Origin of the sequence: Streptomyces humicola (genome assembly GCF_024436035.1) — a bacterium.
Lineage (GTDB): Bacteria > Actinomycetota > Actinomycetes > Streptomycetales > Streptomycetaceae > Streptantibioticus_B > Streptantibioticus_B humicola.
Genome location: NZ_JANFNG010000003.1, coordinates 171,697 through 183,933, shown reverse-complemented (window position 1 = coordinate 183,933; position 12,237 = coordinate 171,697). Strand labels below are relative to the sequence as shown.

General features: G+C 68.7%; 13 protein-coding genes and 1 pseudogene. 8 read left to right on the top strand and 6 right to left on the bottom strand.

Annotated elements, in window-relative coordinates:
* Nucleotides 1-138 precede the first annotated feature (138 nt).
* Nucleotides 139-417 carry a hypothetical protein gene (locus NGB36_RS06860; RefSeq protein WP_255919201.1) on the bottom strand — a complete coding sequence of 93 codons (279 nt, stop codon included), beginning with the start codon at nucleotides 415-417 and terminating at the stop codon, nucleotides 139-141.
* 313 nt (nucleotides 418-730) lie between these two features.
* Complete coding sequence (locus NGB36_RS06855) at nucleotides 731-1,147, bottom strand: hypothetical protein (RefSeq protein WP_255919200.1); 417 nt, start codon at nucleotides 1,145-1,147, stop codon at nucleotides 731-733.
* A gap of 393 nt (nucleotides 1,148-1,540) precedes the next feature.
* Here NGB36_RS06855 and NGB36_RS06850 point away from each other — a divergent pair, with 393 nt between their 5' ends.
* Complete coding sequence (locus tag NGB36_RS06850; protein WP_255919199.1) at nucleotides 1,541-2,476, top strand: alpha/beta fold hydrolase; 936 nt, start codon at nucleotides 1,541-1,543, stop codon at nucleotides 2,474-2,476.
* A gap of 114 nt (nucleotides 2,477-2,590) precedes the next feature.
* On the opposite strand, the pseudogene NGB36_RS06845 reads toward NGB36_RS06850, so the two are convergent.
* Together NGB36_RS06845 and NGB36_RS06840 are read right to left on the bottom strand one after the other, a co-directional pair.
* Nucleotides 2,591-2,932: pseudogene (locus NGB36_RS06845) on the bottom strand (SAM-dependent methyltransferase); the annotation flags it as partial.
* Nucleotides 2,933-3,073: 141 nt separating this feature from the next.
* Nucleotides 3,074-4,408 (bottom strand): ammonium transporter, encoded by a 1,335-nt coding sequence (locus NGB36_RS06840; RefSeq protein ID WP_255919198.1) that lies wholly within the window; start codon nucleotides 4,406-4,408, stop codon nucleotides 3,074-3,076.
* 223 nt (nucleotides 4,409-4,631) lie between these two features.
* Between NGB36_RS06840 and NGB36_RS06835 the strand changes: the two genes are divergently transcribed.
* On the top strand, nucleotides 4,632-5,552 hold the full coding sequence (locus NGB36_RS06835; RefSeq protein ID WP_255919197.1) for a 1-aminocyclopropane-1-carboxylate deaminase/D-cysteine desulfhydrase: 921 nt from the start codon (nucleotides 4,632-4,634) through the stop codon (nucleotides 5,550-5,552).
* Between the two features lie 20 nt (nucleotides 5,553-5,572).
* Here NGB36_RS06835 and NGB36_RS06830 read toward each other — a convergent pair whose 3' ends face one another.
* Nucleotides 5,573-7,219, bottom strand: coding sequence for a Na+/H+ antiporter (locus tag NGB36_RS06830; RefSeq protein ID WP_255919196.1), 1,647 nt, complete (start codon nucleotides 7,217-7,219; stop codon nucleotides 5,573-5,575).
* 59 nt (nucleotides 7,220-7,278) lie between these two features.
* Here NGB36_RS06830 and NGB36_RS06825 point away from each other — a divergent pair, with 59 nt between their 5' ends.
* The 4 genes from NGB36_RS06825 to NGB36_RS06810 all read left to right on the top strand — a co-directional run bounded on the left by NGB36_RS06825 (nucleotide 7,279) and on the right by NGB36_RS06810 (nucleotide 9,915).
* Nucleotides 7,279-7,539, top strand: coding sequence for a UBP-type zinc finger domain-containing protein (locus tag NGB36_RS06825; protein ID WP_255919195.1), 261 nt, complete (start codon nucleotides 7,279-7,281; stop codon nucleotides 7,537-7,539).
* A 58-nt stretch (nucleotides 7,540-7,597) separates the two neighbouring features.
* Nucleotides 7,598-8,149 (top strand): GNAT family N-acetyltransferase, encoded by a 552-nt coding sequence (locus NGB36_RS06820; RefSeq protein ID WP_255919193.1) that lies wholly within the window; start codon nucleotides 7,598-7,600, stop codon nucleotides 8,147-8,149.
* A gap of 265 nt (nucleotides 8,150-8,414) precedes the next feature.
* A complete protein-coding gene (locus tag NGB36_RS06815) occupies nucleotides 8,415-8,828 on the top strand; it encodes an ATP-binding protein (RefSeq protein ID WP_255919192.1) in 414 nt (137 codons plus the stop codon).
* Between the two features lie 193 nt (nucleotides 8,829-9,021).
* Complete coding sequence (locus NGB36_RS06810) at nucleotides 9,022-9,915, top strand: RNA polymerase sigma factor SigF (RefSeq protein ID WP_255919390.1); 894 nt, start codon at nucleotides 9,022-9,024, stop codon at nucleotides 9,913-9,915.
* A gap of 38 nt (nucleotides 9,916-9,953) precedes the next feature.
* Here NGB36_RS06810 and NGB36_RS06805 read toward each other — a convergent pair whose 3' ends face one another.
* Nucleotides 9,954-10,394, bottom strand: a complete 441-nt coding sequence (locus NGB36_RS06805; RefSeq protein ID WP_255919191.1) for a hypothetical protein — start codon at nucleotides 10,392-10,394, stop codon at nucleotides 9,954-9,956.
* Nucleotides 10,395-10,480: 86 nt separating this feature from the next.
* Between NGB36_RS06805 and NGB36_RS06800 the strand changes: the two genes are divergently transcribed.
* The gene (locus NGB36_RS06800; protein WP_255919190.1) at nucleotides 10,481-11,458 is read left to right on the top strand and encodes a diacylglycerol/lipid kinase family protein; all 978 of its coding nucleotides are present in this window, start codon (nucleotides 10,481-10,483) and stop codon (nucleotides 11,456-11,458) included.
* 326 nt (nucleotides 11,459-11,784) lie between these two features.
* The gene (locus NGB36_RS06795) at nucleotides 11,785-12,042 is read left to right on the top strand and encodes a WhiB family transcriptional regulator (protein WP_109452013.1); all 258 of its coding nucleotides are present in this window, start codon (nucleotides 11,785-11,787) and stop codon (nucleotides 12,040-12,042) included.
* Nucleotides 12,043-12,237: the final 195 nt, after the last annotated feature.

The following is a 12,237-nucleotide window of genomic DNA, read 5'->3' as shown; positions in this document are numbered from 1 at the left end:
GGACGTTTGTGATAAGGCCCGGACGCTGCACACGACCCGCGCCCGGGCTCAGAAGAAGGTCAGAAATGGGCCCCGGCGCCCGGCCCGTGGCTCGGACACCGGGACCCATGCTCAATCACTCACCTGACTGCCCGACGTTCAGAAGGCGCTGTTGCTGCAGCCCATGGACGAGCCCATGTGAGTGCCCTGGCCACCGGGGTTGCCCTCGCCATTGATCAGGTTGCCCGCCAGGCCGTTCAGGATCCCCACCTCGCCGAGGACGTCGAGGTTCAGGTCGTGCGATTTACACCAGACGCCCTGCGAGACGCCGAGGCGGCCGCCACGCCCCCAGCCGTCGGCGGAAGCGGTGCCGGCACCGATGAAGGCGACGCTGCCGAGCACGGTGGCCACCACGACGGCCTTGTGAAGCTTGCGCATGTCTTCTCCGTTGGTCGAGCGGATGCGGTCTGTTACAGACCGACTTCGTACGGTAACGGACGTTAGTATGAAAAACGCCGCGCCGCTCAGCGGCGAGCCTCCGTGCGAGATCACTACAAGCGATCACCCGACCCGGGGCCTGCCCCGCACCCTGGCCAGCCCGGGGCATCGACGCGCCGGAAACCGACGGACGCTCGGCGGCGAAACCAACCCGTTCGGCTGTACTGCACATGAACGGGCCCTTCGGGGATCGAGACTCGAAGGGCCCGCAGTGGGCGTCGCGCGTGGCGACTCCCGGCGACTCCCGATGGCTTCAGTGATGGATGAAGGGGCTGACCGACTGACTGCAGGCTTCGCCGTTGGTCTCCGGGGTGGCGAGCAGGCCGACCGGGACGTTGGCCTCGAGCACCGCCTGCGGACTGCACTCCTGGTACGGGTGGAAGAGGTTGTCCTGCTCCCGCGGGGGAGCGAGCTGCGGGGAGACTTGCGGCTGCAGATCCGGGGCGAACTGCGGGGACAGCTGAGGAGCCAGCAGCGGGCCCTGCTGCGGAGGGGGCAGCTGCGCCTGCGGTGCGGCCATGTGCGGCTGCATGGCCGTCCGGCCCTGCTCCGAGGCAGCACCGTTGTACCCGACGTGAGGAGCGTCGGAGAAGCTGACGCCGGCTCCGATCGTGGAGAGGCCGCCCACTGCTGCTGCGGCGACGACCGCGACCTGCTGAAACTTACGCATGGAACCCGTGCCCTTCGTGGTCTGATTACGCATTGCCAGTATGCGCACACTAACAGTAGCCATCAGAGTGGGTTTCGCATCGCTCCACGGCCCGTGTCGGGCCACAGCGGAGCCCCCCACAGATCCGCGACAGCACTCGCCGCGCCGCCCTCCATCGCCCGCGTCATGCGTCGCGCGCCACGCATCACCCAACCGAGCGACTCAACTTCAGGCGACGCCGCTGCCGCCGACACACTCATTAAGGCTAATTACGATCACATATGACCTAATGAGCAATCATGGGAATTCGGTCAACGCTCCCTTTCCCCCGGAGTCCATATGCGCTCTGACATCGACACCGCACAGGACACACCCTCGTCAGCGTCCGGCCCACGGTCACCGGAACATGTGCCGATGCATGTGCCGATGGAGGAGCGGACGCTCGCGTTCGAAGGCTTCGCATACCACTGCCGCATTCTTCATCAGGACCGCCCGCAGACCGTTCCGTTGGTGCTGCTGGGCGGTTCCTCACAGAACCGTTTCGCGTGGCTGCGACACGAGAAGTGGCTGACCCCACAGTGCACGATGGTCACGGTCGACCTCCCCGGGTACGGGGCCGCGGACTTCCTGCCCGCCCGCTACGGCCTGGACTTCCTCGCCGCAAACGTCCGGCACATGCTGACAGAGCTGGGCATGCCGAAGGTGAACCTCATCGGCACCTGCTTCGGTGGGGCCATCGCCCTGCGCTTCGCTCAGCACTACCCGAGCTATCTGGCACGGCTGGGGCTGGTCGGCATGACCAAGGTCATTCCCGATGATTACGTCGATGCCGTACCGCGCTGGACGCGGATGTTGGAGCGCGGCGACCGCGCACAGATCGCCACCGAACTGGTCCAGCGGTTCATGTCCCCGGCCGGCACTGGTCTGGTGCGTAAGCACGAGGTCGTCTCCCGGCTGCTCTACGCACAGTTCATGAGGCAGTCGGACGAAGAGATCAGGATGTCCGTGGAGCACAACGCGCGGCTGCTGAGCCACGAGTGGTATCGGGACGAGCCGGTGCCCGCCGTGCCGTCGCTGGTGTTCACCGGCGAATGCGACACGCTCTGCCCGCCCGCCATGGGCCGCGAGGTCGCCGCTTCGCTGCCCGCTTCGTCCTTCACCACCATCAAAGAGGCCGACCATCTGGCACCTGTGGAACGGATGGCGGAGTTCGCCGACGTGATCGTCAGGTTCTGTACCGATCAACCGCTCACCGGCCTGCCGTACTGCAACCCGATCGAGTCACTGGGCGCCGCCACGCAGGCCGGTGACGGACCGCCCAGTCCCCTTCGGGCGCCGGCGCACATCTGACCCGGTGGGTGGGCACCAACCCTCAAATATGTGCGATCCCCCCGCCGACCTGACCCGGTGGGGGAATCGCCTCCCTGGCCTGCCATAGGCCCGTTCCGTCCCGCAAAGGACACGTCAGATGCGGTCGGCCGCGATGAGCAGGTAGTGGAAGCTGCCTTCCTTGTAGGCGGTGGGGAACGGCTCCTCGATCCCGGTGGCCACCGAGGACTTCGCCCGCAGCTCCCAGTACGGGATCGTCTGCGCCGTCAGGTCGACCACGCCGATCGGGGCCAGCCCGCCTGCCGCCATGGCCTCGAAGTAGCGGCTGCGAGGGTGGACGTTGCAGGTGTAGTGCTCGTCGATGCGGCTGACGGCCTTGGAGCGCCCACCCGTCACGTCGTTGTAGCAGCCCGTGATGCAGACGTAGCGGCCGCCGAACTCCAGCAGCCGGGAGAACTCGCCGAAGAGCTGGATGAGAAGCAGCAGGGTGTACGGAAACGAAACGTCAATCGGTGCCCGCTGCGGTGGCGACACCGAGCGTGAAATCCGTACCCGGCCCGGCGGGACGACGGCCAAGAGATCCCGTCGGACCGGGTACGGCGCCCGGGAGTCAGCCCGTCAGCCGGTCAGGACGAGCTCTCCGTCGGCGTCGGGGTCGGTGTCCGGGGCCGAGGCCGAGGCGACCTGCACCGCCGGCTCCTCCTGCTCGGTGAGGACGTACGCCGTCTCGCCGTGCAGCGCCAGGTCCAGGCCGAGTTCCTCGTCGTCCTCGCTGACGCGGTTGCCGGTCACCTTCTTCAGGACCAGGGCGAGCGCAGCCGTCACGGCGAACGACCAGGCCATGACCACGACGGTGGCCAGCGCCTGCTTGCCGAGGAGCGAGAAACCGCCGCCGTAGAACAGGCCGTTGGAGACTGACGGGTTGACCGACGTGGTGGCGAAGAGGCCGACGCAGAGCGCTCCGAGCACACCGCCGACGAGGTGCACGCCCACGACGTCGAGCGAGTCGTCGTAGCCGAACCGGTTCTTCCACTCCACCGCGAAGCAGCACAGTGCGCCCGACGCCACACCGATGGCCAGCGAGGCGAGCGGGCTGACGTAACCGGCGCACGGGGTGATCGCGGCGAGGCCGGCGACCGCACCGGCCGCGGCGCCGAGCGTGGTGGCCTTGCCGTGCCGGATGCGCTCGACGGCGACCCAGGTGAGCATTGCCACGGCGCCCGCGGTGTTGGTGTTGATGAACGCAGTGGCGGCGAGCCCGTTGGCGCCGAGAGCGGAACCGGCGTTGAAGCCGAACCAGCCGAACCAGAGCATGGCCGCCCCGATGAGCATCAGCGGCATGTTGTGGCTCTTGAGCTCCTTCTGCGGCCAGCCGCGCCGCCGTCCCAGGAAGAGGCACAGGGCGAGAGCGGCGGTCCCGGCGCTGGCGTGGACCACGATTCCGCCGGCGAAGTCGACGGCACCGAGCTTGGCCAGCCAGCCCTCGGGCGAGAAGAGCCAGTGCGCGACCGGGCCGTAGACGAGGACGGACCACGCCACGACGAACGGCACGAACGAGCTGAACTTCCAGCGGTCGGCGGTCGCCCCGGTGATCAGTGCAGGGGTGATCACCGCGAACATCATCTGGTAGATCGCGAAGACCAACGGCGGGATGACGAGCGCCGTTCCGAGGCCGGGAACCGCCTCGTCCATATGCGCAAGACCCGCGAAGTGCAGGTCGCCGATGAGCCCGTTGCCCTTGCCGAAGGCGAGCGAGTATCCGACGACCACCCAGACCACGCTGACCAGGCCGATCGTGATGAAGTTCTGCATGATCACGGCCAGGACGTGCTTGGCACGCACCATGCCGCCGTAGAAGAAGGCGACGCCCGGCGTCATGAACAGCACCAGTGCGGCGCTGATGAGAACCCACGCTGTGGCGCCGCTGTCTATGTGCGCAAGATCGATTTTCATGAACCTTCCCAGTGGATCTTCCCGGCCAGTTTGATCATTTTCCGCATCGTGGAATTATCTTTTCGAATGGAGGAACGTTATGGGCATCCAGAGAGCGCGTCAACGATTTGTTGCAGGCATGTTGTGAACGGTTGATTCCTGGCGCGTTTTGCGCGAAAGACAACGTTGGCCACGGGGGATCCGCACCCGGAATTCGTTATCAAGCCGTCACTAGAATTGGCACGTGATCACACCGCCGCCCTCCGTCTCACCGCTTCCAGTGCTGCCCTCGCCGATCGAGGAGGCCGAGGATGAGCGGCTGGACCGCCGCGGGATACGACTGCTGCTCAAGCGCGACGATCTGATACACCCCGAACTCGTCGGCAACAAATGGCGCAAACTGCATCGCAATCTGCTCGCCGCGCGTGAATGCGGACATGACACATTGCTGACCTTCGGCGGCGCCTACTCCAACCACCTGCGGGCCACCGCCGCCGCGGGCCGGCTCTTCGGCTTCGCGACCATCGGCGTCGTACGGGGGGACGAGCTGGCGGACCGGCCGCTCAACTCCTCGCTCGCCTGCGCGGCCGGCGACGGCATGCGGCTGCACTTCACCGACCGCGCGACCTTCCGCCGCTACCGAGCCATCGATGATCCCGCGGTGGCCGCGGAGCTGGCCGACCGCTTCGGGCGGTTCCACCTCCTCCCCGAGGGCGGCAGCAACGCACTCGCCGCCCTCGGGTGCGCCGATCTCGGGCGCGAGCTGCGCGGACACGCCGACGTCGTCACCGTCGCCTGCGGCACCGGCGGCACACTCGCCGGGCTCGCGGCAGGACTCGACGCGGGACTCGACGCGGGAACGCAACGGGTGATCGGATTCCCCGTTCTCAAAGGCGGTGCTTTTCTGGCGGACGACATCGAAAGGCTCCAGAAACAGGCGTTCGGCAGACCTCGCGGCACCTGGTCGCTCGACGACCGTTTCCACTTCGGCGGTTACGCCCGCACCAGCCCCGAACTCACCGAATTCGCCGCCGACTTCGCCGGACGGCACGGCCTGCTGCCCGACCCCACATATGTCGCGAAAATGCTGTACGGGATCTTCGAACTCGCCCGGGAGAACGCCTTTCCGCCCGGTACGCGCGTCGCTGCCGTCATCACGGGGTGAACCGCGGAGCGCCCGTCCCGTTACGGTTCCGGGCGCTCGGCGGCGGCCTCCTCCAGGTCGAGGCGGCGCAGCAGGGTCCGCAGCATCTCGTCGTCGATCCGCCGCTCGTCCCGCAGCCGTACGAACACCTCGCGCTCGGCGCCGATCATCTCCTGCGCAAGCCGCCGGTAGGTGGCGTCGGCCGACTCACCCGTCACCTCGCTGACCCCGCCGAGCCGCTCCCACACCGCGTTGCGCCGTCGCTCCAGCACGGTGCGCAGCCGGTCCGCCAGCGGCGACGGCAGTGCGTTGCCCGGCTCCGTCAGCCTCCGTTCGAGCCGCTCCTCGGCGGCCTGCGACGCCTCGCTCTGGGCCTGTGCCTCGATGAGCGTCTCCCGGCGGAGGTCCCGCTGCGGCAGGTCGAGACGCCGTACGACTGCGGGAAGGGTGAAGCCCTGCAGCACCAGCGTCCCGATCACACAGCTGAAGGCGAGGAAGAGCAGCAGATCGCGGGAGGGGAACTGCCCGCCGCTCTGCGTCGTCAGCGGGATCGAGAAGGCGACGGCGAGCGAGACCACCCCGCGCATCCCGGCCCATGAGATGACAAACGGCGTCGTCCACGTCGGCGCCGGATCCGCCTCCCGAACCCGCCGGAACAGGCGGCGGGGCAGATAGGTGGCGGGGAAGGTCCACACGAACCGCGACAGGATCAGCACGGTGAGCAGCACGAGCGCGTACCCGGCCGCCTGGGGCAGGCTGTGGTGGCCGAGCCCCTTGACGACGACACGCAGTTGCAGGCCGATGAGCGCGAAGACCGCCGACTCCAGGATGAACGCGACCATCTTCCACACCGCGGCCTCCTGCAGCCGGGTGGCGAAGTCCACCTGGAAGGAGTGGTGCCCCAGGTAGAGCCCGACGACCACCACGGCGAGCACCCCGGACGCACCGGCCCGTTCCGCCGCGGCGTAGGCGACGAACGGGATCAGCAGCGAGAGGGTGTTCTGCAGCAGCGGCTCGCGCAGCCGGGTGAGCCGGATACGCAGCCAGTGCAGCGGCACCATCAGCACCAGGCCCACGCCGACGCCGCCCACCGCCGCACGCAGGAAGTCGCCGATCCCGTGCAGCCAGCCGATGGACGTGCCGACCGCCGCCGCGAGCGCGACGCGGTAGGCGGTGATGGCGGTGGCGTCGTTGAGCAGCGACTCGCCCTGCAGAATCGTCACCATCCGGGCCGGGAGCCCCACCCGCCGCGCGATCGCGGTCGCCGCCACCGCGTCGGACGGCGCGACGACGGCACCGAGCACCAGGGCAGCGGCCAGCGGCAGCCCAGGGATCAGCAGGTACGCTGCCGTGCCGATCAGCGCGGTCGCAAAGAGCACATAGCCGACGGAGAGCAGCGCGACCGGCCGCAGATTGGCGCGCAGACCGAGATAGGAGCTGTCGAGCGCCTCGGTGTGCAGCAGCGGCGGCAGCACGAACGGCAGCACGAGATGCGGGTCGAGCCGGTAGCCGGGGACACCCGGGATGTACGAGACCGCAAGGCCCACGGTGACCAGCAGCAACGCCGCCGAGATCCCCGTCCTGCGCGCCGCGCCCGCGACCGCGGCGCTCCCGGCCACCAGGAGCAGCAGCGCCGCCCCGCCCGTCGCCACCGCCCCCGCGCCCGCAGTCGCGCCCGCACCAGTCATGCTCCGCCGTCCCCGCTCCGTATCTGCCGCTCCTGCTGCACCCGCCTAACCTAGGAATCATGAAGGAGTGCGCACATGTTCCGGAGCTGCCGCGCCCCGAACCGGCCGCGCTGAGCGAGACCTGCCTCGAATGCGTGGCGGCCGGCACCCACCCCGTGCAGCTGCGGCTGTGCCTGCGGTGCGGGCATGTGGGCTGCTGCGACTCCTCGACGTACCGGCATGCGGGCGAGCACTTCCGGGAGACCGGACATCCGGTGATGCGTTCCTTCGAGCCCGGTGAGAGCTGGCGCTGGTGCTACGTCGATCAGCGGCTCACCTGATTCCACGTTCCACACAAGCCACAGCTGGTTGTCACAGCTTCCGGTTAGCCTTGAGGGCATGATTCGTGCCGCATCCGCTTCCGACGTCCCGGCGATCCATGCCATGATCCGCGAACTTGCGGAGTGCGAGCGGTCGCTCGGGGACGCGCGGGCGACCCCTGCACAGCTGCGCGAGGCGCTGTTCGGTGCGCATCCCGCCGCCTTCGCGCTGATCGCGGAGGACGACTCCGTGCAGGAGCCTGTCGGCTTCGCGCTGTGGTTCCGCAACTTCTCCACATGGACCGGCACCCACGGGGTCTACCTGGAGGATCTGTACGTTCGCCCCGCGGCGCGCGGCACCGGCCATGGCAAGGCGCTGCTCGCCGAGCTCGCGCGGATCTGCGTGGAGCGCGGTTACGAGCGGTTCGAGTGGTCGGTGCTCGACTGGAACGAGCCGTCGATCGGCTTCTACGCCTCGCTGGGGGCGAGGGCGATGGACGAATGGACGGTGTACCGGTTGTCGGGAGAGCCCTTGCGGGCGCTGGCCGCAACCGCCGCGCCCGCCTCACCGGTCTCCGTCGCCCCGCCCGTTCCGCGTCAGGCCAACGACGCGATATCTCTTTCGAATTGAGACCACAAACCCCTGCCACTGTGTGTACTCATAGGCTTACCATGAGTGACAACAGCGGGGTTCCGGGCTCCGGTTCCCTCGTGGGAAAGGCTGCGCTTGTTCCGGGCGACACCGGGGCACAGATCGCGATACCGTCGCTGACGGTCCGCGCCGACTCCGGCCATCCGGAGTATGCGGACCGTGTGACGTGCCGGTCCGCCGCCACCCCGCGGTGGACCGGGCAGACAATCCAGCTCAATCACCGTGTTCCACCTTGGAGGTGAGGGTGTCCCAGATCGCAGGCGAGCCCGGGTCGAAGGACTTCGTGGAGGTCCGGCTGCCCGCGGCGGGGGCCTACCTCTCGGTACTGCGTACGGCGACGGCCGGACTCGCAGCCCGGTTGGACTTCACCCTCGACGAGATCGAAGACTTGCGCATCGCCGTGGACGAGGCCTGCGCCATCCTGCTGCAGCAGGCCGTCCCCGGAAGCGTGCTGTCGTGCGTCTTCCGGCTGGTCGAAGACGCTCTGTGGGTGACCGTGTCAGCCCCGACCACCGACGGCCGCGCGCCCGAGCGCGACACCTTCGCCTGGACGGTGCTCTCCGCACTCGCCGGCGAGGTGGACTCCTCCGTGGCCGAGGACAACACGGTCAGCATCAGCCTGCACAAGAAGCGCGGCGCCGGACCCGGACAGTCGTGAGGTCTGATCATGACGGCAACCCGCAGCTCCGGACCCCGGTGGGGTCAGCGCGTCCCGGCCCGACAGCGGGCCGGTAACGGTACAACCGTGCACGGATCGGGGGACCGCCGTGAGTACTGAATCTCCTCGGGAGCTGACGCCCGGTGTGCCTGTCGACAACACCGGCAGGCACACCGGTCCCGCCGGGCGCGGCGTGGCCGTGCCCTCCCAGCCCGACCGGCCTGCGTTCACGGCCCGAAGGCATCAGGCGCGCCACCACCCCGTGCCGCGCACCGACGGAACGGACCACGCGGAGCAGGCCGATCCCATGGACCAGCACGAGCAGCACGACCCGCACGACCGGGCCGGCGCCCGAGCGCTCTTCATCGAGCTGAGCAAGCTCCCTGAGGGCTCCCCCGAGCGCGCTGAGCTGCGCAACCAGCTGGTGCAGATGCACCTGCCGCTGGTCGAGCACCTGGCTCGACGCTTCCGCAACCGGGGCGAGCCGCTGGACGACCTCACCCAGGTCGCGACCATCGGGCTGATCAAGTCGGTGAACCGTTTCGACCCCGAACGGGGCGTCGAGTTCTCCACCTATGCCACCCCCACGGTGGTGGGCGAGATCAAGCGGCACTTCCGCGACAAGGGCTGGGCGGTCCGCGTTCCCAGGAGGCTGCAGGAGCTGCGGCTCGCGCTGACGACGGCCACCGGCGAGCTCTCCCAGGAGCACGGCCGTGCGCCCACGGTCCACGAGCTGGCCGAGCATCTGAAGATCTCCGAGGAGGAGGTGCTCGAAGGACTGGAGTCGGCGAACGCCTACAGCACGCTCTCCCTCGACGTTCCCGACACCGACGACGAGTCCCCGGCCGTCGCCGACACCCTCGGTGCCGAGGACGACGCGCTGGAGGGGGTGGAGTACCGCGAGTCGCTCAAGCCGCTGCTCGAACAGCTGCCGCCGCGCGAGAAGAAGATCCTGCTGCTGCGGTTCTTCGGCAACATGACCCAGTCGCAGATCGCCCAGGAGGTCGGGATCTCCCAGATGCACGTCTCGCGGCTGCTCGCCCGCACTCTCGCCCAGCTCCGCGACAGGCTCCTCGTCGAGGAGTGACGAGCGGCGGGGCGTGACGAGGCCGCGCCGGCAGGCCGTCAGCCCTCGGCGGCCCGGCGGATGCCCAGCGCGTCCGCCGCCGCCGGGTGGACGAGCAGCACGAGTTCGGCGATGGCGACAACGCCGAGCGCCACGGCGGCGGCGAGCATCGCAGCACCGTAGTGCGCCATGGTCCAGGCCGCTGGCAGGGCGATGAGTTCGATGATGAGCACCGGCCCACGGCTCCAACGCCGGGCGTGCCACAGCCCGTACGCCGCGGCGAGCGGCAGCGCGGCCATCGCGAGAACCGTGAGGCCGCCCATCTCGGCCTCCTGGACACTCGCCGGATGCCCGACGATCGGCATCGCCATCATGTACACGCCGCCGAGCGCCAGCGCCACGCCCTGCAGGGCGGCGAGTGCGGCAGCGGCGGTCAGCCTGCGCGGCCGCCGCGCGGTGGTGTCCGCGGCTTCAGGCGCGGTCTTCTGCTGGGAGCTCACCTCAGCAGGGTAGCCCGGCACTCACGCCGTGGAGCGGCCCGGCCCTCGCAGGGCCCGGGTACCGGTGGGTAGGTAGTCTTCCACTCATGCGCGCGCTTCTCGTGGTCAACCCGACGGCCACCACCACCGGTGCGCGGACCCGGGACGTCCTCATCCACGCGCTCGCAAGCGACCTGAAGCTGGATGTTGTCACCACCGAGTACCGCGGTCACGCCCGGGACGCCGCACGCCGCGCCGCGGAGGGCGGCGAGATCGCCCTCGTCGTGGCCCTCGGCGGCGACGGGACCGTCAACGAGGTGGTCAACGGCCTGCTGCACAACGGCCCTTCGCTCGAGGCACTCCCCCGTCTCGCGGTAGTCCCCGGCGGCAGCACCAACGTCTTCGCCCGCGCACTCGGCCTGCCCAACGACGCGGTGGAGGCGACCGGCGCGCTGCTCAACGCGTTGCACGAGGGGAGCGAACGCACGGTCGGCCTCGGCCGGGTCAGCGGCACCCCGGGCACCGAGGACGAGGGGGTACCGTCGCGCTGGTTCACCTTCTGTGCGGGGTTCGGTTTCGACGCCGGCGTGGTCGGCCGGGTGGAGCAGCAGCGGCAGCGCGGCAAGCGCTCGACGCACGCTCTCTACATGCGTCAGGTCGCACGGCAGTTCCTGGGCGAGCGGAACCGGCGCCATGGGTCGATCACGCTCAGCAAACCCGCCGACGGTACGGTCGAGACGATCGACGAGCTCGTGCTCGCCATAGTGTGCAATACCTCTCCGTGGACGTTCCTCGGGAACCGTCCCGTCTACGCCACGCCCGAGGCCTCCTTCGACACGGCCCTCGACGTGCTCGCGCTCACCAAGCTGTCGCCGCTGCCGGCCGCCCGTCACGGGTCGCAGCTGCTCCGTTCCACAGCGGAGCGCGGGCCCAAGGGCAAGCACGTGGTGTCCCTGCACGACCTCACCGAGTTCACCTTGCAATCCCAGGCGCCACTGCCGTTTCAGGTCGACGGTGACCACCTTGGGCTCCGTGTCAGCGCAACCTTCACAGGCGTACGCCGTGCACTGCGTGTGATTGTGTGAGTGGTAGGGCCCAAAGTCCTTTCACTCGAACGTTTACCCTCACCTGCACCCCATGGAAGTACGGCTGTGATCGACGCGACACCGAGGAATCAAAAAAAACTTCCAGGAAGGGGTTGTATCCGCCGCCGAGGTTTGCGAGTCTCTTCTTGGCGATCGGAAGGGGCCTTCCACGGAACCCCATGGAACCCCTCGAAAGCCCGAACCCTCCTCTTCCTTCCGCGGTCCGCGCCAGGAGACTGGCTGTCGGTCCGTTGTTTCGGGAGGATTCGTGAAAGCGTTCACATTCACAAGCACGTGACAGCAACACACCAGGAGTTGGAGCAGACATGGACTGGCGTCATCGCGCCATTTGCCGCGAGGAAGACCCGGAGCTCTTCTTCCCGATCGGCAACACCGGTCCTGCGCTGCTGCAGATCGAGGAAGCCAAGGCCGTCTGCCGTCGCTGCCCCGTCATGGAGCAGTGCCTGCAGTGGGCGCTGGAGTCCGGTCAGGACGCCGGTGTCTGGGGTGGCCTCAGCGAGGACGAGCGCCGCGCGATGAAGCGCCGCGCCGCCCGCAACCGGGCGCGCAACGTCAGCGCCTGACGCCCGCCCTTCGTGCCCGAACGTCACGGCGCGGCCGTACAACACACGTACGGAACGCAGTGACCGTCCCCGAGCCGCAGCGCGCAGAGCCGTGATCGCGCAGCACAGAGACACAAGAGCACAAGGCAGTAGGCAACAGCCCCGGTCGGTTCCGACCGGGGCTCGATGCTTTCCGGGCCCGAAGGGCCCGTGCCC